Raw genomic sequence first — 20,821 nt, 5'->3', positions numbered from 1 at the left:
CGGCGTCCGCCGCGATGCGGACGCCAGGGGCTCTCAATCCGGCTAGATGGAGCACATCGGCACCAGCGCCGAATTCGTCATGCCGGCCGCGAAGCGGAAGCTGCAAGGCAGTCCGCCGCCGTCCGCAGCCGGGCTCATTCCCGCCGGGGACGGCGTCTTTTCACGGTGCGCGAAAAGATCCGGCTTGGCTGCCCCGCGCCGCGCTCACCTCACGCTGCGGCAGCAAGGCCAGCCAGAGGCCGCCCAGCGCCGCCACCACGAGGCCGGTCCATAGCAGCGACACGAACGGAAAGACCTTCACCACCGCGACCACGACCGGCGGCTCGCCATTTGCAGCCGCCGCTTCCAGCAGCGCCGCGGGCGAGATCCAGAACTGCACGCTGCGGCCCCAGCCGTGGTCGATCAGGGGGTCGAGCAGATAGCCCGGCGTCGTGACGTGACGGGCATAGCGGTAGTCCAGCAACTCGCAGACCTGCCGCATCGGGCCGTCGTAACGCTCGGGCAGGCTGCGGCTGTCGCGATAGAGCGTCTGCCCGTCCATGATCTCGCCGCGGGCGCCGCGCACTTCCACCGTCGTCACTGCGCGAATGCCGTTTTCGCCGCGCCGGGCGCCGTCGTCGGCATCGCCGAAGCGGACCCCGGCCAGGCGGAAGGTATAGCCATGCCTGTCCTTCACCCAGCCGGTCGCCGCCTCGGCCAGCCCGCCCTCCGGCAACAGTTCGTGCTGCGAATAGCTGTTGAGCGCGATCGCCATCATGCCGCCCCACAGCATCAGCACCACGCCGGCATGGATCGCCGCCAGCGGCGCCGACACCGACACGCCTTTCCAGCCCAGGCGCCATGCCGTCACGCCGGCCCAGGCCAGGCAGCCCGCCGCCAGGTAGGCCCCTGCGACCAGGCTGGCGTCGAGCAGCGGCAGCAGCGCAACGATGCTCTGCGACAGGATGCCCATGCCCGCATAGCCGCGCGTCAGCAGGCCGCCGAACTCGGCCCCCAGCATCGCGAGCGCTGCCGCCAGTGCCAGCGACGCCCAGCCCGCGCGCTTGGACAGCCGGCGGAAGAAATACCAGCCGCCGACGCCGCCGAGCACCACCAGCGGTGCCAGCAGCAGGCGGGCCAGCACGTAGCCATCCACGTCCCATTGGTCGAAGGCCTGGCGCAAGGCATCCAGCTCGCTGCCGTTGGGCATCAGGTTGACCAGCATGGCGAGAAAAGGCTTGTACTCCTCCGGCCGCGGCATCCCCCCGGCCTGGGCGCCGAAGGCGAAAGCCAGTTGCGCCAGCGCCGCGACGCCCGCCGCCAGGAGGCCGAGCTGGGCCAGCCACAGCCCGATGCCGGACGCCGCTCGCGGCGAGGCATCCTTTCCGCCGCGGCCGCTCCGTACCAGCGCACACCCCAGCCCGGCCAGCAGCAACACGATGCCGAGCGCGAAATGGACGATCCACGAATCCGCCCCCACGTAGCGGTGCGAACTGGCGAGCATCGGATTGCGCGTCACCGCCATCGCCAGCGGCGCCATCAGCGCAGCAAGCAAGGCCGCCCAGGGCACGGCCCAGCCGCGCTTGCGCCCGGGCGCCCAGCCGGCGACGCCATGCAGATGCGCGCAGAGGAAGCACCACAGGCAGAAGGCCGCGGTCTGCACCGGATCCCAGTGCCACACCTGACCGTACATCGCGTCCTCGAAGGCCCATACCATGCCGAAGCCGATGCCGGCGGTCAGCACCGCCCAGGCCCGCCGCGCCCGTGCGCGGGCGAGGCCCGGCCAGGCCGGCTGCGCGCCGCGCAGGGCGGCCAGCGCGGGCGCCGCCAGCGACAGCGTCCACGCATAGGCCAGCACCACCAGCGGCGCATGGAACAGCATCCAGATCTTCATCAGATGGGCGTTCATGCCCTGCGACGGCGCTTGCGCCAGCCATTCGGCCGGCGTCGCCGCGAACGGCGCCAGCCACGCCGCGGTCAGCGCATACCAGGCGGCGATCGCCGCGGCGACGGACCAGCGGGCCGCATCCGCGCCGGCGCGCGCGCCGCTCGCGGCCAGGCTCAGGCAGCAGGCCGCCAGCAGCAGCGTCGTGCCTTCGTCGCCACCCCACACGTTGGCCAGCTTCAGATGCAGGGGCAGTTCGGCGCTGCTGTACAGCCAGACGTAACGCAGCGCGAAGCCGTCCATGGCGAAATGCCAGCCCAGCGCCAGCACGCATCCCCATGCCAGCGCCGCGGCCAGCGACAGCACGCGCGGGCGTCCGGCCGGCCTGAACACCGCATGCAGCGCCAGCGCGGCCGCGGCCACGAGCACCGCCTGCCCCGCCGCCGCCCAGCCCGCAATCAGCGCCGCGGCAGCCACGGCGGCCGCCCAGGCCGGCACGGCAGGGAATGAGGCACCCATCTCAGTTCGCCTCCGCCCGCAGCACTTCCGGGTAGTAGCACATGAAGCCGGTGGCGCAGTGCGCTTCGGAAGGCCTCAAGGCCATGGCGAAATCCCGCACCGCCGCATCGTCCGCGCCGCCGCGCACACGGTCGACGACCGACTTCACCATGCGCACGCTCGCCAGCTTGCGCGCCGTCGGCGCCTCGCGCCCGGCGATCTTGATCGCCGCCACCTTGCCACGCCGCAGCGCGGGGATGGCACACAGGCCGCAAGGCCCGTACGGCAGGCCCTCCGGCGTGGTGCTGAAGCCGCAGGAAAAGCGGTACCACAGCCAGCGCTCGTAGGCCTCGTCGTTCTCCCGCAGGCGCGCCGCCACGCGCGCCGGCAGTTCGCCGCCATCGCGGCGGCGGTAGTGATACTGGTAGCGGTCGAGGCAGATCGGCCCACCCATCTGCCCCGGCAGATGGATCGTATGGCAGGCGCCCTCCTCGAAGACGCAGCCGTCGTTGAGGATGAAAGCCTCGATCTCGATGTCCGGCACTTCGGCAGCGATGCCGGCGGCTTCGTCGATGCTCACGTCGCGCGGCAGGATCAGGCGGCGCGCGCCCAGCTCGAGGCACAAGCGGGCCGCCGCCGCATTGCGGCAGGTCGCCACCGAGCTGACATGCACGCGCAGGGCGGGAAAGCGCGCCGCGAGCAGATGGACCAGGCCGAGATCGCTGACGATCAGCGCATCGCCGCCGATGTCGGCGAAGCGCTGCGCGATCTCCACCGCCGCCTCGGACTGCGCGGCCGGGTAGTTCTGCGCGTTCAGCACCAGCGACAGCATGGCGCCATGGGCGTGGGCCAGCTCGACCGCAGCGGCCAGATCCGCGTAACTCTTCAGGTTGCCGGACGGACGGCGGTTGGCGCTCAGCGCATGGAAGCGGCCGAGCCATTCCGGCGGCACCAGGCCGCAATAGAACTCGCTGGCGCCGGCCTGCGCCAGCAGGGCGATCTCGGACAGGCGGGACACCGGGGCGACGATTCTCACAAGGACTCTCCCGCGACCACCAGGCGCGCGACGCGGCCCATGCCGGCCGCACGTCTCAGGGAATCCGCCATCTCATCGGAATGGCGGCTGAACAAGGTATTGCCGAGCTGCACGGCGCTGCAGGCATCGTCCCGCCCCGGCCGCGAGGCTGCCGCCGACATGCGCAGGCACTCCTTCTGGCAGCGGCGGCCGACGGCGAAGCGTTCCGGCCCCGTCATCGACAGGCTCCCCGCGCGGCACATCCTCCCCTTGGCCACATACACGAAGGGAAGATGCACGCCCGCCGGCAGCGGCAGGCCGTCGAACGCTTCCTCGGCGGGGAAGACCGGCATGTCGAGTTCCAGCCGGCGGATGCCGAGGCGCTCGAACAGCACGCGCATCGTCGGCGCCGCCAGGGCATGGCCGCAGCGGCCGGCCCAGCCCGCGTCGAGGCGCGGGTCCTTGGTCATGCGGCACAGCACCCGGCCCGCCACCAGCCCGAGGGAGGGAAAGCGCGTCGCCACCAGATGGGCCACGCCCCAGTCGTTGGCCACCACCTCCATGCCGTCCGACAGCATCGGCAGCAAGGCATCGAGCCGCTCGATCACCCCGGGCGAAGCGACCGGCGTGAGCAGGGCGAAACGCAGGCCGTGCGCGCCGGCCTGGCGCACGGCCTCGCGCAAGGCACGCGGCGACGGCAGCAGGTGCTCGCAGAACTCGCTGCCGAAGTGCAGATGCGTCGGCGCCAGCGGGGCGAGCCAGGCGGCCAGCGACGCATCGCCATGGACGCGCTGCCAGTGGCGTTCGCGCACGGCGGGCGCCGCCGCGGTCCAGTCGAGGGCGATGGGACGGGTCGCCGCCACCGCAAGCTCGGGGGTCTCCATTGCATTTCGTCCTTGCGGCCCCGGGCCGCGCACAGACCGCATCGGAAGAACCGGCGCGCTGCCGGCCTGCGGCAGCGCGCACGGCACTCACAAGGCCATCAGCACCGACTTGATCTCGGTGTACTGGTCGAATACCGCGCGCCCCATCTCGCGGCCGATGCCCGACTGCTTGAAGCCGCCGAACGGCATCGAGTTGTCCAGCACCGTGTGGCAGTTCACCCACACCGTGCCGGCCTTGATCCGCGGAATCAGCCGATGCACCCGCGTCAGGTCGTTCGACCAGATGCTCGCCGCCAGGCCGTAGGGCGTGTCGTTGGCGCGGCGCGCGACCTCGTCCAGATCGTCGTACGGCATCGCCACCACCACCGGGCCGAAGATTTCCTCGCGCACCACCCGCATGTCGTCGCGCGCATCGACCAGCACCGTCGGCTTGACGAAGTAGCCGCCGCCTTCGCCCGCTTCGCCGCCGACCGCGGCACGCGCGCCTTCTTCGAAGCCGCTGCGGATGTAGCCCATCACCCGTTCCTGCTGCACCGCCGAGACCAGCGGGCCGAGCTGGGTGTCGGGGTCGAGGCCGGCGCCGACCTTCATGCCGGCGGCAATGTTGGACAGGCCTTCGACCACCTGGTCGAACTTCTTCTTGTGCACGAACAGGCGCGAGCCGGCGGTGCAGACCTGGCCGGAGTTGAAGAAGATGCCGTGTGCGGCACCGGCGGCCACCGCGTCGACGTCGGCGTCGTCGAGCACGATCATCGGGCTCTTGCCGCCCAGCTCCAGCGAGATGCGCGTCATGTTGTCGAGCGCGGCCTTGCCCACCAGCTTGCCGATCTCGGTCGAGCCGGTGAAGGCGAGCTTGTCGATGCCCGGGTGCGAGGACAGCGCCGCGCCGGCGACATGGCCCAGGCCGGTGACGACGTTGAACACGCCGGCCGGGTAGCCGGCTTCCTGCACCAGTTCGGCCAGGCGCAGCGCGCTCAGCGGCGTTTCCTCGGCCGGCTTGAGCACCATCGTGCAGCCGCTGGCCAGCGCCGGACCCATCTTCCACGCCGCCATCAGCAGCGGGAAGTTCCACGGGATGATGGCGCCGACCACGCCCACCGGCTCGCGCCGGGTGAAGCCCCAGAATTCGCGCTCGCGGATGATCGGCACCGAGGGCTGCATGGTCTCGCCGCCGAGCTTGGTCGCCCAGCCGGCCATGTAGCGCAGCGAGTCGACCACCAGCGCGACGTCGGCGAAGCGCGCCACCGTCACCGGCTTGCCGTTGTCCAGCGCTTCCAGTTCGGCCAGTTCCTGGGCGTTGGCTTCGACCAGGTCGGCCAGCTTCATCAGCAGGCGCTCGCGATCGACCGGGCGCATCGCCGCCCAGTCGCCGCCTTCGAAGGCCTGGCGCGCGGCGGCCACCGCACGGTCGATGTCGGCCTGGCCGCCGGCCGGCACCTTGGCGAAGGCCAACCCGGTGGCCGGGTCGAACACGTCCAGCGTGGCGCCGTCGCTGGCCTCCACCCAGGCCCCGCCGATCAGCAGGCGCTTGGGCTGGGCAAGGAAACGCCGGGTGTTCTCGTGCAGCAGTTCACTCGTGTGAGCATCCATGGTCTGTCTCCGTATGTGTCCTTGATGTGGGTAGCGGCGGCTTCAGAAGTTGAACAGCAGCACCGCCTGCAGATAGACGTTGCGCCTGCTGTTGCCCTGCAGGCTCTTCACGTCCTTGCCACGCGGCTCGTAGATGCCGAGCAGCGGCACGAAGGTGAGCTTGTCGTTGATCTCCCAGAAGGCGAACAGGTCGATCTCGCGCCCGTCCAGGTCGGCCGCGTCGCCGATCGAACGGATGTCCCAGTACTGCAGCGTGACCGCCAGATCCTCGCGCGGCGCCAGCGTCAGTTCCAGGCGATCCACCTTGTTGCCGCTGTTGGCCGGGCCGGCGTAGTTGGACGCGACTTCGCCCTGGAACCAGGTGCCCAGCCCGCGGCTGAGGCCGAAGAACAGCGGATCGAAGGCCTCGTTGCGGGTGGTCGAAGCCTTGTCGGCCGAGAAGCGCGCATGGCGGTAGTTCAGCGTCGGGCTCCAGGCGGCGTCAGCGAAGGTCCAGCCGCCCTCGACGAACCAGGCATCGGCGTCGTTCTTCACCGCGGTGTCGCCGCCGCGCTGGTCGACGTATTCGAAGGCCACGAACAGGTTGTCGACGCCCAGGCTGCCCTGGCCGCGCAGGTTGGCGATACGCATGCCGTCGCGCTGGTCGAAGATGCCCAGCCCGGCGCCCTTGTCGACGCCGAGCACCTTCATCCAGCTCAGGCCGAGCGTGCCATGGGTTTCGGACACGTACTCCAGGTTCAGCCCGCCCAGTTCGGTGTCCTGCTGGTAGGGGTTGTTCGACTTCAGCCAGAACACGTCGCCGCGCCACGGTCCGGCCGGGTCGATGCGCAGGATCGCGGTGTTGCCGAAGCTCTTCTTCGCCGCGAGGTAATAGGAGCCGCCGCGATCGACGTCGACGCCGAGCACGTCGAGCCCCTTGCCGAGGTTGACGCGGTCGGCGGCGATCAGGAAGCCGTCGCCGAGCTGGAACTGCTGGCGGCCGAAGGAGAAGTCGAACACCCCGCCCGCACTGCGCCAGCCGAGGTAGGCATCTTCGAGATCGACATCGCGCTCGCGCCCGGTCGTGTAGCCGCCGGCATCGCCGTCGCCCCAGGTGCCCTGCGCGATGGCGCCCAGGCCGCCGTACAGCTCGCCGTCGCCGGCACGGGTGCTGCCGGTCAGCACGCCGTGAATGAAGGCCTCGCGCCACTTCTTGCCGCCTTCGCCCAGATAGTCCTCACGGGTGGAAAAGGCCCCCGCCATGCCGTCCACACTCAGGCCCAGCGAGCCCCGCTCGCCCTGGTAGAGGTCCAGCGCGTGTGCCGGCCCCAGGGCCGTCAGCCCGGCGGCCAGCACGGCCACCGCGTTCGTCCGAATACGCATTCCGTCGTCTCCTCGATCATGTATTTTTTGGTGCATATCCCTGCGGCGCTTGCGGCCGCACGGCCCCGCGGAACGGGGCCTTCGGCTCAGCGTATGAAGACCTGCCCGGTACCGAGCGACATGTCGCCGCCCGGCAGTTGCACCTTGCCCAGCTTGGCCAGCGAATCGGCGTCGTAGATGGCGATGTCGTTGAAGGTGCCGGTGAGGTAGAGCCGGCTGCCGTCGTGGTTGGTCAGCAGGGTGTAGTAGGTGTGCTCCAGTTCCACCGCCTGCAGCAGCTTGCGCTCGGCGATGTCGTACTTGGTCAGCCGGTGCAGCAGGCCGTAGATGATGTTGCGGTCCTTCGGCGAGCGCAGCCCGGTGAAGTAGATCTCGGTCAGCGGTCCGAACTCGCGCGCCTCGGCCTCGCCGCTCAGCAGGTTGACGTTGAGGTAGCCGTACTGGTATTCGGCCGTCTCCATGTCCTGCTTGCCGTCCTGGTATTCGGCGGTGGTGTAGAGGATCGTGAAGTCCCGCTGCGGCGTCTGCACCGGCCAGACGTAGAGCACGTCCAGCGGCGCGTGGGTGCTGCGGTTCCAGTCGCGGATCGGCAGCTTCACCTTCATCTCGCCGGTCTTCACGTCCACCGTGTACAGGTTCTGGCCGGCAAGGTAGAGGGTGCCGTCGGGCGCCGCCTGCATGATGGTGGACTGGCGCGGCGCCGGGAAGATGCGCACCGGGCGGGCATCGAGCCCCGCGCTGCTGTCATAGACCACGAAGCGCGGCTCGCCGACGCGGTAATGGTCGCGGTTGATCGTCGTCGGGTTCTGCACCGCGTACAGCTCCTTGCCGTCGGCGCTGACGGTGAAGGACGCGATGGACTTCGCCCGTTCGTTGTCGGCCAGCGACATCTCGGCGCGGAACGTCACCTTGCAGGAATCCAGCTCAATCCCGTAGATGGTGCCGAAGCGGTTGTTCAGGATGTAGGCGGTACGCCGGTCGGGCGAGATCTGCGTCAGGCCCGGACCGAAGGCATCGGGCAGCGTGCAGGTCTTGTAGACGCTGGCGGTCGCCACATCGACCACGTTCAGGTTGTTCGGGTAGTTCGCCACCATCAGGTACTCGCTGCCCGGCTGCAGCGCCAGCGACTCGTTGGCCGCGGCGGCCGGCATCGTGCTGCCGGCGACACAGGCGGCCACGGCGGCGGCGCGTGCACTGCGGCGCAGCGCGCCGCCGATCATCGTGTTCTTCATGTCTGCCCCCTTACAGCTTGTCGCCCGGGAACACCGAGCCGAGGTTGCGCCAGTCTTCGCGGGTATTGGCCGCATCCTTGTTCCAGTCCGGATAGGTGATCATCGTGTCCGGCACCTGGGCGGGCCACCAGCAGGGGTCGGCGCAGCCGTAGAGGTCGGACTCCATCGGCTGGCACAGCGAGGCCACGCCGCCGAAGGCGTCGACTTCCCAGCCGGGGTCCACCGTCGCCGTGCAGCCGGCGATCGCGCTCATCGCCACCACTTCCTCGACGCGGTCCTCGCCGACGGCCTGCTCCAGCAGCTTCGCCTTGTTGTTGATTGCCTTCAGATGTTTCATGACGCCCTCCTCGGGGAAATGTGCTGTTCGATGAAGGCCGGGTTGCCGGCCATGATGCGGCTGTAGACTTCGATGCCGAAATCCACCCAGTCGCGCATCAGATCGCAGTAGTGGTAGGTGGGGTGCGTGGCGTCGCCGTAGCGCGCGTAGCTCTCGTGGTAGCAGCCGCCCGAGCACAGGTTGCGGATGCGGCAGCTCGCGCAGCCGGTGCCGCTGCGGTCCAGGCGCTGCGACAGGAAGTCGCCCAGCTGCTCGCGCTCGATGCCGTCCCTGACGTTGCCGAAGGTCGGCAGTTCGGAGCCGGTGAAGCGGTGGCACAGGTTCAGCTCGCCCTTGTGGTCGACCGCCAGCATCTTCAGCCCGGCGCCGCAGGGCAGCAGCTTCTTGTGGCCTTCATGCATGTCGGTGATCAGCTGGTGCATGTTCGAGAAGCCGATGTTGCGCCCCTCCAGCGCCGCCTCCAGGTAGCGCCGGCCGAGCCGCTTCATGCCGTCGAAGACCTCGGCCACTTCCTCGTTGCTCAGGTTGAAGGTGCTGATGTCGCCCGAGGTCACCGGCGCGAAGCCGACTTCGGCGAAGCCCAGCTCGTTGAACAGGTGGTCCCAGATGCGCTCGACTTCGGTCGTGCCATGGGTCAGCGTCACCCGTGCGCCGACCGGCCGCGCGGTATAGCGCGACAGCAGGCGCTCGGCCTTGCGCCGCACGGTTTCGTAGGTGCCCTGGCCGCCGACCGTGAGCCGGTTGCGGTCGTGGATCGCCTTCGGGCCGTCGATGCTGATCGACAGGCCGAAGCGGTGGGCGTCGAGCCAGTCGATGGTGTCGTTGGAAAGCAGCGTGGCGTTCGTCGTCATGACGAAATCGACCTGCTTGCCCAGGGCGGCGAAGCGCTCCTCGCAGTAGGCCACCACCTCCTTGATCAGCGGCAGGTTGCTGAGCGGCTCGCCGCCGAAGAAGACCACGTTGTAGCGCGGCTCGTCGGGCGATTCGCGCAGCAGCATCTCGATCGAGTCGCGCGCGGTGTCGAAAGCCATCTTGCGGCCGGCCGAGGGCTTGTCGAGATCCTCCTTGTAGCAGTAGGTGCAGCTCAGGTTGCAGCCGGTATTGACGTTGAGCACCACCGTCGTCAGCGGAAAGCGCTCGAACACGTGCCCGGCCGCCGCGGCGCCGGCCGGACGGCCGTCGTCGACCAGCTCGAGCGCCACCAGATCGCGGATCGCACCGGCGACGTCGTCGGCGTCGAACTCGGTGCGCAGGCCGTCGATCAGCGCCTCGGCGGTCAGGCTCTGGCGGCGGATGCGGTCGATCAAGGCTTCGGTCAGCGGATCGAGCGCGAACAGCGAACTGCTCGGAATGTGGAACAACATGCGCGTGTCGTCGACGCGCAGTTCGTGCAGGTTGTGCTGCACCAGGTTCAAGACGGCACCCATCGGAGCCTCCTCAATCATCGGGATCGTGGGCGGCGGGACATCGCCCGCCGGGACGCGGAACACGGCACGCGGCCGCTCACGGAATCGGCGGGTTGTTCCAGCGCTGCGGCGCCACGATCAACTGTCCTTCGCCGCGCACCGGCGTGCCGCCCTGCTCCACTTCGGCCACCACCTTCAGGTTGCCGACGTTGTTCGCCGACATCCGCCGCATGGGGTTGGGGCCGGCGCCGCCGGGCACGAAGACGCCGGTGGCTTCGTCCATCAGGCCGGCGAACTTCACGTCCTCGTCGCGCACCGCAACCTCGTCGAACGGCTCCACCGACCACCTGGCCGGCACCACGCCGATGCGGAAGTCGTCGCTGGTGCCGGGCTGGCCGTCCGGCCCCGCATCCCAGGCTTCGGCGTCGAAGCGGGCCTCGACCTTGGGGGTCGGCGTGCCGTTGCCGCCGATGCGGGCCACGGCATAGGCAGGCAGCACCTCGATCTTGCCGATGCGCTCGTACACCGCCAGGCTGCCGCCGCTGGCCGCACCCACCGTCACCGGATGCACGCCGCGCGCAGCCGCCTCCGCGCGCACCCGCAGCACCACTTCGCCGGCCGAGCGCTTCACGGTTTCCAGCAGGCTCACGCCCGGCGGCAGGCCGACCTCGCCGTCGAGCTTCGAGCCGACGATGCGCAGTTCGCCTTCCTCACCCGCCTTCAGGTAGGCGGGATGCACCGCCAGCACGCGCGCGTTGCCGTCGCGCTGCAAGCTGGCGACGACGTCGGCCCCCACCTCGTCGTGGTCGCGCAGGAACATCCGCCCGCGCAGCACGCCGTCCTCCAGCGCGAACACCTGGCGCATCGGCGTGCCATCGACGACGAGGTCGGCACGCCATTCGTAGCCGGTGTAGATCAGCGCCTGGCCCTTGCCGGCCATCGGCTTGCCGTCGTCCCAGCGGCCCTCGAAGCTCAGCGCATGGAGATCCTGGCCCTTGCCGGCCGATACCTTCATGACGCCGGAGAAGCCGCCGCGGCCGGTCATGTGGCCGCTCAGGCTCCATTCGCCATCGACCGCCTGCGGCGCGCGCGCCTGCCAGGCTTTCCAGGCTTCCGACTCCAGCGGCAGCTTGCCGGCCAGATCGGGCACCACTTCCTTGAGCGCGATGCCCAGCCAGTCGCGGTCGCGGCCGAAGGCCTGGAACTCGGCGGTGGGGTACTGGCCGAGGTGGAAATGCACCAGGTGCTCCCATTCCGAGGCCGGGCGGCGCTGCAGCAGCACCCGCGCACCCGAGTGGCAGCGCGCGCACATCTGCGTGAACTGCTCGGACTCGAAGGCCTCCATGGTGTTCAGCCGGCGTTCGAGCGCATAGCGCGCCCCTTCGGTTTCGGACGGCGCCAGGCCCTGGGTATCGGCCAGATGCTTGACGACCGCGCGGCGCTCCTCGTCGGTGATCTTCAGGCCATGCACGATCTGCATGCGGGCAATCGACATCAGCCAGCCTTCGGGCGACTTGCGCTGGTCGGCGATGCGGCTGAAGCCCGCATCGGTTTCGGTGTGACAGGCCAGGCACTTTGCGCGCAGCAGGGCCTCGGCGGAAGCGGCGGCCACTGCCGGCGAGGACGCCAGCGCAAGGCCGACTGCGGCCACGCCGCTCATCGCGGCGGCAATTTTCGTGATCTTCAAGACCGGATCTCCTCTTGGTACCCGTGGATGAAGCATCCTCCGGCAGCGCGGCCAGGCCGTTCGCCATACGAAGGACACCGCAACGCTGCGCGGGCCGAGGACAAGCACCGGCCGGCTCGCTGCGGGCGAGCCGATCCTGCATCTCCTTTCTCCACCGGGGCGCGGCACGGGGCCGGCCTCCAGCCCTTCTGCGAGGGCCTGCGCAACATCGACATCTACCACCCGCCTGCCCCGATCGCTGCCGGAGTCACGCGGAGGCTGGACAAATCCTAGGCGCGGCAAGGCGACCGGCGTTAGCCGAAAACGGCAAGCAGCCGGAACGCTACCGGCTTGCACAAGCTGCCCCTGCGTGCCATGCTGGCCTGAAAGACGGGCAAGCGATGAATCGCGCCCGTCCTTACGCCCCGCAGCCAGGGGCGCATAACGACAAGAACGATCGCCCATCGATCGAGTGAGAACGAGACATGTTCGCCACGCTGCACACGCCCGAAAGGCGAGGGCAATGAGCGCGGCCGCCAAGCCTATGGATGCGGGCGGCCCGATCGCAAGCACCGCTGCTCCCGGCACCACGGCCCCTTTCTCCTACACGCTGCGCGACACGCTGGACGCCGACGAGCATGCCGCCTGCCTGAGCAACTGGCAGCAGCAGTACGATCAGCTCAGCGCCGGCCTCTTCGCCGGGGAATTCGAGGAGTTCTGCTTCGGCAGGGTGCAGTTGTTCCGCGAGGCGCTCAACCAGTCGGTGCACCAGGCCGGCATCGCCTGGCCGGGCTCGCGCACCGTCGCGGTGCCGACGGTCATCGAAGGCACCGGCTGGTTCGGCGGCGAAACGTATTCCGCGGACACCATGCTGACACTCGGCAGCAGCGACGAGCTCGACTTCCGCACCCCGCGCCGGCTCGAGATCGTCGCCTGTACGGCGGACACGACGGCGCTCAACACCTATGCGCTGCAGGTGGAGCACCGCGACCTCGAAGCCGAACTTTCCGGGCGCACGACGGTACCGGCCAGCCCGCAGCAGATGGCGGATCTCGGCGCCCTGCTGACGACCATGATGGCCAGCCTGCGCGCCACGCCGGACCTGCTGCGCCACCCGCAGATGCGCACGGCGATGGAGCAGGCGCTGTTCGCCACCCTGCTCAACACGCTGCCGCCGGCAGCGGCCTCGCCCAGCCTCGCGCCTTCCTGTAGAACCCGCCAGTTCATCGTCGCGCGGGCGCGCGAATACATGGAAACGCACATCGACGAGCCGATCACCGTCGCCGACCTGTGCGTGAAGCTCGGCGTCTCGCGCCGCACGCTGCAATACAGCTTCCAGGACGTGCTCGACCTGAACCCGGTGAAATTCCTGCGCGCGATCCGCCTCAATGCCGTGCGCCGCGCCCTGAAGCAGGCCGGCGGCAACGAACGCGCCACCGTCGCGGACATTGCGGCACGCTGGGGATTCTGGCACCTGTCGCACTTCTCGGCCGACTACAAGGCCATGTTCGGCGAGCTGCCGTCGGAAACCCTGCGCCGCAGCGGATGACATACAACGAATTTATTCGACCATTAGCCCAAATTGGCAATCCGGGCCTCAGAAAATCCACTTCTGCGTGCGCATCCAGCCCGCGATTCGCGCCGCGGCCTCGGCGCCGAGGCCGTCCAGGCCCTGCAGCACGGCTTCGGCGGGCCTGCCCGGCGCCGCCTGTACCGCCTTCAGCAAAGGCGCCAGCGGCACGCCGTCCAGATGCCACACGCCCAGCGGCTGGTCGGGCGTCACCACCACCTCCGCCTCGACGATGCGGCCCCCGCTCACCACCGGCCGGCGGGCGACTTCGACGGTGTCGGGCCTGACCTCGGCGTGCAGCGGCGCGCGGTCGGGCCAGCCGCGCCGCGCCGCCCAGAACGGCGATTGCGGCCAGCAGGTCTCCTGGGCGTAGAAGTCGCGGCCGATGCGGGCAAAGCGGTAGAACAGCTGCTCGATGCGCTGGCGGTGGAACTGCCGTGCAAGCTGCGCACGCGCCGGATCGTGGCGCAGCGTCGCCACCACCGCCGGCGCCTGCAGCGCCGACGACAAGGCCTGGAAGATGCCGTTGCCCGACAGGGGGTCGACCGCCATCGCCGCATCGCCGACGCGGATCCAGTCGTCGCCGGCCAGCACTTCGTTGAGCACCGGCGTGCTGGTCCGCGCATGGGGTTCGCCGACCGGCTCGGCGTCCCGCAGGAAAGGCGCGGCGGCATCGATGCCGCGCAAACGCGCGGCGCAGTAATCGGCCAGCGCCTTCTTCGGCGGCAGCGCGGCACTGCGCACGTCCAGCGTCAACTGCAGGTAGCGCCGGCCGTCGGCCAGCGCCGCCATCCACGCCCAGCCGTCCTCGCAGCTCTGCACCGCCGAATGCGCGCTGCCGGGCGGCCCCTGCCAGTACTGCAGCAGCGACACCGTTTCGGCGCCGCGCACCCGCGGCAGCCCGCCGCCCGGCGCGGCGCGGCCGCGGGCCTCGACGAGGAAATCCGCCACCAGGGTGCGCACGCCGTCCGCCGTCTCGACCCGGATCTCGTGGCGGCCCGGCGCGGATGCGGCTTCGGCGACATGGCCGCGCACCACCTTCACGCCCAGCCGCTGCAGGTCGTCCAGCACGCCACGGTCGAACAACTGGCGATCGACGAGGCTTTCGGTATTCGCCTCGGACAGCGCGCCGTTCCACAGCGCACGGCGCGGCGACGGCGGCGCGAAGGCGCGCAGGGCCTGCTCCAGCCCCAGCCCGCGCAAGGCTTCGAGCACGCGCGCCGACACGCCTTCCACCGCAGCGAAGCGGCGCGATTCGCCCACCAGCGTGACCGGCTCGCCCATGCGCGCCAGCCCGATCGCCGCCGCCGCGCCCGCCGGGCCGGCGCCGATCACGACGATTCCGTCAGTGGCCATGTTTCAACTTCTCCCGTTTCAGGCTCTCCAGGTCTTCCACGCCATGGTAGCGCGCCTGCGCCGCCAGCCAGCCGGGCAGCGAAGCCGCGCTGCCGCCGGCCGCCAGGTGGCGCGCAGCCATGCCGCTGAGCCAGGCGCAGGCCATGCTGGCCCCGGCGCCGTCCAAGCTGCCGTCCAGCGGCCGCACATGGGCACCGTAGTCGGCATGCGCGGCGCCGAGTGCGGCGATCTCGGTCGGCACCATGCAGCGCGCATCGCCGGTCACCCGCAGCACGCCGGGAAAGCCCGCAGGATAGACCGGCTGGCCGCGCGCGGGCGCCGAGGCGCACAGCACCACGCCCGCCGCCAGCGCACGCGCGCAGGCCGCCGCCAGCACCGGCCGCGGCTCGCGCAGGCCCAGGCTCAGGTTGATCAGCCGCGCATCCTCGTCCACCAGCCAGTCGATCGCCGCCGCCACCTGCGCGGCGGAAGTCGCCAGGCGCTCGCGGAACACCTGGGCGACCAGCAATTCGGCCTGCGGCAGGCAATGCAGCAGGCCGTCGCCGACCCGGCTGCCGTGCCCAAGCCTGTCCGGCTCGGCAGGCACGCGGCGCGGTTCGCCGCCGTCTAGCACGAAGGCAGCGGACGCGGCCACGTGCGGCACCTGGGCGGCGGCGTGGCCGCTATCGACCACGCCGATGCGTATCCGCGCGCTCGTCCAGTCCTGATTCATCCAATGTCTCCGGCATCCGCCAGCACCGCCAGCCGTCCCGCCTGCAGGCGCACCCGCAGCTCGCAGCCGGCCAGCGTCGCCGGGCGATGGCTGATGAGGATGCGGGTGCGGCCGGTGAACAGCGCATCCACTTCGGCGATGATGCCGGCTTCGGTCACCTCGTCCACCGCCGACGTGGCTTCGTCGAGCACCAGCACACAGGGCTGCTGCAACAACGCGCGCGCGATCGCGATGCGCTGGCGCTGGCCGCCGGAAAGCTGCTGGCCGCGCTCGCCCAGCGGCGTGTCCAGGCCCTGCGGCAGGCGCTCGACCAGTTCGTCCAGCCGCGCCCGCTGCGCGGCCTCGCGCACCGCGTCGTCACCCGCCTGCGGCGCGGCGTAGCGGATGTTGTCGGCGAGCGTGCCGCGGAACAGCACGATGTCCTGGCTGACCACCGCCACCGCGCGCCGCAGCTCGCCGAGCCCGAGCTGGCGCAGGTCGGTGCCGTCGAGCCGGATCGCGCCCCCGGCCGGATCGTAGTGGCGGTGCAGCAGGTCGATCAGCGTCGATTTGCCGGCGCCCGAAGCGCCGGTCAGCGCCACTTTCGCGCCGGCCGGAATCGACAGGCTGGCGCCGTCGAGCACCGCGTCGGCCCGCTCCGCATGGCGGAACACCACCTCGTCGAACTCGATCGCGCCGCGCCATGGACGCGGCCCCGGCTGCGCCGCGGGACGGCCGGCCGCAAGCGCCCCATCCGCACCATCCACCACATCGGCATGCGCCTCGCGCAACTCGCTGACCCGCATCAGGCTCACGCTCATGCGCTGGATGGCGACGTACAGCCCGAGCAGGCTGTTGACCGGGCCGGTCGCCATGCCCAAGTAGGTGGAAAACGCGATCAGCGCGCCGAGCTGCCAACTGCCTTCGATCACCCACCAGCCGCCGATCAGGAAAGCCGCGGCGCGCGTCAGCGAAGTCAGCGTGGACGGCACGGCCTGGGTGAAGAACTCGGTGCGCTGCAGCCGCAGCAAGTCGTCGAGGTAGCGCCCGCCCAGGCCGTCGAGCCGCGCGCGCTCGTCGGCTTCGCGCCTTGACGCCTGGATGAACTTCATCGCCGGCAGCGTCTCGACCAGGAAGCTCGACACGTCCGCCGCGCGCTCGCGCACGGTGCGCGTGCGCGCCTCCACCTTGCGCCGCATCCAGCGCAGCCAGACCGCTTCGACCGGCACCAGCACCAGCACCAGCAGCGACAACTGCCATGACAGGCTCAGCATCAGCGCCAGCGCGCCGACCAGGCCGATGAGGCTGCTGACCGCGGCGAACAGGCTGTCGACGGCGAAACGCTGGATTTCCGCCACGTCGCCGTCGAGCCGCGACATCAGGTCGCCCATGCGCTGGCGGCCGTAGAAAGCCGGCGACAGGGTCTGCAGGTGGCGGTAGAGATCGCTGCGCAGCGCGAACAGGATGCGGCCCGACAGGCGGGTGTGCAGCTGCCGGTTGACGCCGGCCAGCACAGTGCCGGCGATGCCGGCCAGGACCATGCCGCAGGCGACCGCCACCAGGGTCGGATAGTCGCGCGCGAGCAGGCCGTCGTCGATCAGCATCTTGGTCAGCCACGGCTGCAGCAGCACCAGCAGCGTCGCGCACAGCGACAGCAGCAGCAGTCCGGCGATCGCGCGCCGCTGCGGCCGCACGAAGCCGTACAGCCAGCGCAGGCCGCGGCGCAGTTCGTCCGGCCGCTCGGTGTGGACCAGGCGGCTCAGCACGGAACGCCCTCCAGCAGTTGCATGACCCATCCTTGCGACCGGCGGACCACTTTGGCCCGTTCCATTTCTCCGATTAACCAAATCACCAAGGTCAAGCCCGAGGAGAGGCTGGCGAGCATTCGCAGGTTCTTGCACCCTTCTCACCGCCCAAGCTCCAGGTTAATTCGGCAACTATCGATATAGGGCGAAGCAGACTCATCGTGGTGCTTTCCGAAGCGCGTGAAGGGATCAGCATGCATGTCAACCGGTTTCTAAACAACAATAGATAAACTCATCGCCGACATCAGCGCAACGACCGGCAGGCACTAGGCTGCGAGCCATGGACGCTCACCCACCTGAATACACATCAAAGGCGAGCAGGGACGACGGCCGTGGACTGGCGAAGCGCTTCCAGGCTGCGGCGGCCGATTTTGCGGGACGGGCCACGCAGGCGGGCGCCTCGCCTGAGGAGTCAGAAGCTGCGCGTCAGGTGGACCAGCCACTTGCCCGACGCCGTATTCTTGCAGTGCCGGCCGTCGTCGCACACGGTATAGAGCGGCTTGTCGGCGTCGGTGTCGACCCAGGCGAGTCCCGCCTGCCAGCCGCCGCCGAAGCTCTTCTCCAGGCCGATCTTCCAGTCGGTGAAATTGTATTCGCCATAGTTGCGCACGTACTGGTGGCCGACGTGGGCACTGACGATCCAGCCGGGCAGGAATTCATGCGCCAGATTGGCCTCGACGTAGTACGAGCCCTTCGAATCGCCCCGCCCCAGGCCGAAGGATTTGTCGTTGAAGCCGAAGTAGTCGCCCAGGGTGTGCGAGTACTTGAGGTTCAGGAATTTCCACGTGATGCCGGCGTAGAGTTCCAGCGTGTCGTACTTTTCGCGCGTGCCGTCGATCCTGCCGCCGGGAAAGATGAACTGCAGCAGGCCGATGTCGTAGCCGAAGTCGCCGATGGTGTTCGCGTAGCCGCCATAGACGTCGATTTCACCCGATGCGTCGTTGAGCGCGTCGTCGCTGACGCTGGTGCCCCACACGCCGAGGTAGAGTCCGCTGCCATGCGCCAGGTCGAAGCCGCCCTGCATGGCGGGCCTTTCCTGGGAATACGAAATGCCCCGGAACACGTACTGCGAAACCAGACTGACGTTCGCGTTGAGGGCGAAGGGCGATGTGGCCGTGTCGGTGGCATGCACGGCGGAGGCCGCGGCCAGCAGGCTTGCGAGCAGGGTGTTCAGGGCCGTGCGTTTGATGTATGGCTTCACTTCGGATGTCTCCTTGAGTCATGGGCCGGCGGGGCCGGTTCGAGGCGCTGGGGAGCGCCGGGTTGCACGCCTGCGGTCACGCCGGGGCGCGGCATACGGATGCGCGCGCCTCCGACGTCTTGCTTACAGGCACCCCGGGGGCTCGCGCAAGCTTGGCAGCGGAGGCTACGTGCGGCTTTGTACGGACTTTCCCCGGCGGGCGCGTTGCGGCGCGAACGCGAGCCACAGCGCGCCCGCCGCGGTCAGCGCCAGGCCGAGCCAGAGCAGCGAGATGAACGGGAAGTAGCGCAGCACCACCGTCGCCTGCGGCGTTTGCGGACCGCCTTCGAGCGCGGCCACGGCGGCGGCGGGGGAGACCCACAACTGCACGTCGCGCGCCCAGCCGCGTTCGATGAAGGGGTGCAGCACGTAGCCTGGGGAATCGGCGTAGCGCGCGTAACGGTAATCGAGGATCTCGCAGATTTCGCGCATCGGGCCGTCGTAGCCTTCGATGGCGCTGCGGCCGTCGCGGTACAGGGTCTGGCCGCTGGCCAGGCTCTGCGACGGCGTCAGCAGCTCGATGCGGGCGAAGGCGCGAAAGCCTCCGTCGCCGTCCGCGCGGCCGCCGTCGGCCGTGCGCTCGACATCGACGCCGGTGATGCGGAAGGCGTAGCCGTGGTGGTCGCGCCGCCAGTCGTCCGACAGGGCGACCACGTGCTGCGAGTAGCCGTTGAGCGCCGTCGACAGCAGGGCGCCCCATAGCGCGAGCATCGCCCCCACATGCACCAGCCCGACGGCCAGGGCGTGGCCCGCGGCGGCCGTCCTCGCCGTCCGGATGCTCCAGGCGCTCGCCGCCAGGGCCAGATAGGCGCCCGCCACGAGGCTGGCGTCGATGCGCGGCAGTACCGCGACGATCCGCTGCGACAGCACCCCCGTGCCAGTGTATTCGCGCGTCAGCAGGCCGCCTTCGAGCCAGACGCCACCGCAGGCGAGCGCCGCCAGCGCCAGCGACACCCAGCCCAGCCGCGGCGACAGGCGGCGCATGAAGAACCAGCCGCCGAGCAGGCCGATGAGGATCAGCGGATACAGCGCCGCCCGCGCCAGCGCGTAGCCGTTCACGTCCCACTGCGAGAAGGCCGCCCGCAGCGCCGGCAACTCGTTGCCGCGCGCCCAGCCGGCCAGCGTGGCGAAGAAGGGCTTCAGGTCGTCCGGCCGCGGCAGTTCCTGGGCGCTGGCATGGAAGGCCCAGGCAAGCTGCGCGGCGGCGGCCACGGCGATGACGGCGAAGGCGTACTGGGTGAGACGCAGGCCCCACGCGGCGAAACCCTGGCGCAGCGGCACCGGCGCGACGCGGGTGCGTCCGCGCCATCCAATTGCCGCGCCGGCGGCCGCGAGCAGCGCGGCGAGGGCGAAATACACCGGCGCGCTGGCCGCGCCGACATAGCGGTGCGAACTGGCGAGCGCCTCGTGCCGCGTCACGCCCATGGCGACCAGGGTGAGCACCGCCGCGAATAGCGCGGCAGCCGGCATCCAGCACCATGCCGGCCGTCCCGCCCGCCAGCCGGGGACGCCGTGCAGGTGGGCGCCGAGCAGGCACCAGACGGCGAAGACCGCCGTCTGCACCGGGTCCCAGTGCCAGACCAGGCCGTACATCGCGTCCTCGAAGGCCCACACCATGCCGAAGCCGATGCCGGCGGTGAGCAGCATCCAGGCGCGGCGCGCGCGCATGTGCGCATCGTGCGGCCACTGCGCGGCGTGGCCGCCGAGCGCGGCCAGGGCCGGCGCGGCGAGCGCCAGCGTCCACGCGTAGGCCGCCAGCACCAGCGGCGCATGCAGCAGCATCCAGACCTTCATCAGGTGGGCGTTCATGCCCTGCGATGCCGCCTGCGACAGCAGCTCGGCGGGCGTGGCGGAGAACGGCCCCAGCCAGGCGGCGAGCAGCGCGATGGCGGCGGCGATGAGCGCGGTGGCGTCGACGCGCATGGGCTGGCCGCGGCCGAGTGCCGCCAGGCTGGCGCAGAAGGCCGCCAGCAGCAGCGTCGTGCCTTCGTCGCCGCCCCACAGGTTGCCCAGCTTCAGGTGCAGCGGCAGTTCGGCGCCGCTGTACAGCCAGACGTAGCGCACCTCGAAACGGTCACCGAGCAGCAGCAGGGCAAGCCCGAGCAGCGCGCCCCACAGCAGCGCCGCCGCGGCCCGTGCCCAGGCCGCGCGGCCGTCTTGCCGCAGGCCGGCGGCAAGCGCGCAAAGGCCGGCGCCCAGCACCGCCAGGTTACCGACGGCGGGCAGCGCGGCGCACGACAGCACGGCGGCCGGCAGGGCGAGCCAGATCGCCGGGTGGGCGTCCGTTCGGTGGTCATGCATGGCT

The 20,821-nt window shown here is 70.2% G+C and carries 15 protein-coding genes; 1 reads left to right on the top strand and 14 read right to left on the bottom strand.

Annotation, left to right across the window (positions count from 1 at the left end):
* Positions 1-160: 160 nt before the first annotated feature.
* The 9 genes from ccsA (ACNQFN_RS03850) to peaA form a co-directional block, all read right to left on the bottom strand.
* Positions 161-2,383: a cytochrome c biogenesis protein CcsA gene (gene ccsA, locus ACNQFN_RS03850; RefSeq protein WP_418648015.1), complete on the bottom strand. Its 2,223-nt coding sequence runs from the start codon at positions 2,381-2,383 to the stop codon at positions 161-163.
* A 1-nt stretch (position 2,384) separates the two neighbouring features.
* On the bottom strand, positions 2,385-3,398 hold the full coding sequence (locus tag ACNQFN_RS03845) for a U32 family peptidase (protein WP_068639589.1): 1,014 nt from the start codon (positions 3,396-3,398) through the stop codon (positions 2,385-2,387).
* Complete coding sequence (locus ACNQFN_RS03840) at positions 3,395-4,261, bottom strand: hypothetical protein (protein WP_068639588.1); 867 nt, start codon at positions 4,259-4,261, stop codon at positions 3,395-3,397. Before ACNQFN_RS03840 ends, ACNQFN_RS03845 begins: the two co-directional genes overlap by 4 nt.
* A gap of 87 nt (positions 4,262-4,348) precedes the next feature.
* Positions 4,349-5,851 carry an aldehyde dehydrogenase family protein gene (locus tag ACNQFN_RS03835; RefSeq protein WP_418648014.1) on the bottom strand — a complete coding sequence of 501 codons (1,503 nt, stop codon included), beginning with the start codon at positions 5,849-5,851 and terminating at the stop codon, positions 4,349-4,351.
* A 42-nt stretch (positions 5,852-5,893) separates the two neighbouring features.
* Positions 5,894-7,213 (bottom strand): alginate export family protein, encoded by a 1,320-nt coding sequence (locus ACNQFN_RS03830; RefSeq protein WP_068639424.1) that lies wholly within the window; start codon positions 7,211-7,213, stop codon positions 5,894-5,896.
* Positions 7,214-7,299: 86 nt separating this feature from the next.
* The gene (gene peaD, locus ACNQFN_RS03825; RefSeq protein WP_174524560.1) at positions 7,300-8,445 is read right to left on the bottom strand and encodes a quinohemoprotein amine dehydrogenase subunit beta; all 1,146 of its coding nucleotides are present in this window, start codon (positions 8,443-8,445) and stop codon (positions 7,300-7,302) included.
* Between the two features lie 10 nt (positions 8,446-8,455).
* Positions 8,456-8,782, bottom strand: coding sequence for a quinohemoprotein amine dehydrogenase subunit gamma (gene qhpC / locus ACNQFN_RS03820; RefSeq protein WP_068639426.1), 327 nt, complete (start codon positions 8,780-8,782; stop codon positions 8,456-8,458).
* Positions 8,779-10,209, bottom strand: a complete 1,431-nt coding sequence (gene peaB / locus ACNQFN_RS03815) for a quinohemoprotein amine dehydrogenase maturation protein (protein ID WP_418648013.1) — start codon at positions 10,207-10,209, stop codon at positions 8,779-8,781. Before peaB ends, qhpC begins: the two co-directional genes overlap by 4 nt.
* 76 nt (positions 10,210-10,285) lie before the next feature.
* Positions 10,286-11,875, bottom strand: coding sequence for a quinohemoprotein amine dehydrogenase subunit alpha (gene peaA, locus ACNQFN_RS03810; RefSeq protein WP_418648012.1), 1,590 nt, complete (start codon positions 11,873-11,875; stop codon positions 10,286-10,288).
* Between the two features lie 502 nt (positions 11,876-12,377).
* On the opposite strand from peaA, the gene ACNQFN_RS03805 reads away from it, so the two are divergent.
* Positions 12,378-13,403 (top strand): helix-turn-helix domain-containing protein, encoded by a 1,026-nt coding sequence (locus ACNQFN_RS03805; RefSeq protein WP_418648011.1) that lies wholly within the window; start codon positions 12,378-12,380, stop codon positions 13,401-13,403.
* Between the two features lie 48 nt (positions 13,404-13,451).
* On the opposite strand, the gene ACNQFN_RS03800 is transcribed toward ACNQFN_RS03805, so the two are convergent.
* The 5 genes from ACNQFN_RS03800 to ccsA (ACNQFN_RS03780) all read right to left on the bottom strand — a co-directional run bounded on the left by ACNQFN_RS03800 (position 13,452) and on the right by ccsA (ACNQFN_RS03780) (position 20,817).
* Positions 13,452-14,780 carry an NAD(P)/FAD-dependent oxidoreductase gene (locus tag ACNQFN_RS03800; protein WP_418648010.1) on the bottom strand — a complete coding sequence of 443 codons (1,329 nt, stop codon included), beginning with the start codon at positions 14,778-14,780 and terminating at the stop codon, positions 13,452-13,454.
* Positions 14,770-15,492, bottom strand: a complete 723-nt coding sequence (locus tag ACNQFN_RS03795) for a S8 family serine peptidase (protein WP_418648009.1) — start codon at positions 15,490-15,492, stop codon at positions 14,770-14,772. Before ACNQFN_RS03795 ends, ACNQFN_RS03800 begins: the two co-directional genes overlap by 11 nt.
* Positions 15,489-17,237, bottom strand: a complete 1,749-nt coding sequence (locus ACNQFN_RS03790) for an ABC transporter ATP-binding protein (protein WP_418648008.1) — start codon at positions 17,235-17,237, stop codon at positions 15,489-15,491. Before ACNQFN_RS03790 ends, ACNQFN_RS03795 begins: the two co-directional genes overlap by 4 nt.
* Positions 17,238-17,688: 451 nt before the next feature.
* Positions 17,689-18,477: a TorF family putative porin gene (locus ACNQFN_RS03785; RefSeq protein ID WP_418648007.1), complete on the bottom strand. Its 789-nt coding sequence runs from the start codon at positions 18,475-18,477 to the stop codon at positions 17,689-17,691.
* Positions 18,478-18,642: 165 nt separating this feature from the next.
* The gene (ccsA, locus tag ACNQFN_RS03780; protein WP_418648006.1) at positions 18,643-20,817 is read right to left on the bottom strand and encodes a cytochrome c biogenesis protein CcsA; all 2,175 of its coding nucleotides are present in this window, start codon (positions 20,815-20,817) and stop codon (positions 18,643-18,645) included.
* Positions 20,818-20,821: the final 4 nt, after the last annotated feature.

This window comes from Thauera butanivorans (genome assembly GCF_048398245.1).
GTDB lineage: Bacteria > Pseudomonadota > Gammaproteobacteria > Burkholderiales > Rhodocyclaceae > Thauera > Thauera butanivorans.
The sequence above is the reverse complement of the archived record's forward strand: the minus strand, read 5'-3'. Positions and strand labels throughout refer to the sequence as shown.

Coding starts and splice junctions, on each gene's coding strand:
- ccsA (WP_418648015.1), bottom strand. CDS start 2,383: ATGGGTGCCTCATTCCCTGCCGTGCCGGCCTGGGCGGCCGCCGTGGCT.
- ACNQFN_RS03840 (WP_068639588.1), bottom strand. CDS start 4,261: ATGGAGACCCCCGAGCTTGCGGTGGCGGCGACCCGTCCCATCGCCCTC.
- ACNQFN_RS03835 (WP_418648014.1), bottom strand. CDS start 5,851: ATGGATGCTCACACGAGTGAACTGCTGCACGAGAACACCCGGCGTTTC.
- ACNQFN_RS03830 (WP_068639424.1), bottom strand. CDS start 7,213: ATGCGTATTCGGACGAACGCGGTGGCCGTGCTGGCCGCCGGGCTGACG.
- peaD (WP_174524560.1), bottom strand. CDS start 8,445: ATGAAGAACACGATGATCGGCGGCGCGCTGCGCCGCAGTGCACGCGCC.
- qhpC (WP_068639426.1), bottom strand. CDS start 8,782: ATGAAACATCTGAAGGCAATCAACAACAAGGCGAAGCTGCTGGAGCAG.
- peaB (WP_418648013.1), bottom strand. CDS start 10,209: ATGGGTGCCGTCTTGAACCTGGTGCAGCACAACCTGCACGAACTGCGC.
- ACNQFN_RS03805 (WP_418648011.1), top strand. CDS start 12,378: ATGAGCGCGGCCGCCAAGCCTATGGATGCGGGCGGCCCGATCGCAAGC.
- ACNQFN_RS03800 (WP_418648010.1), bottom strand. CDS start 14,780: ATGGCCACTGACGGAATCGTCGTGATCGGCGCCGGCCCGGCGGGCGCG.
- ACNQFN_RS03795 (WP_418648009.1), bottom strand. CDS start 15,492: ATGAATCAGGACTGGACGAGCGCGCGGATACGCATCGGCGTGGTCGAT.
- ccsA (WP_418648006.1), bottom strand. CDS start 20,817: ATGCATGACCACCGAACGGACGCCCACCCGGCGATCTGGCTCGCCCTG.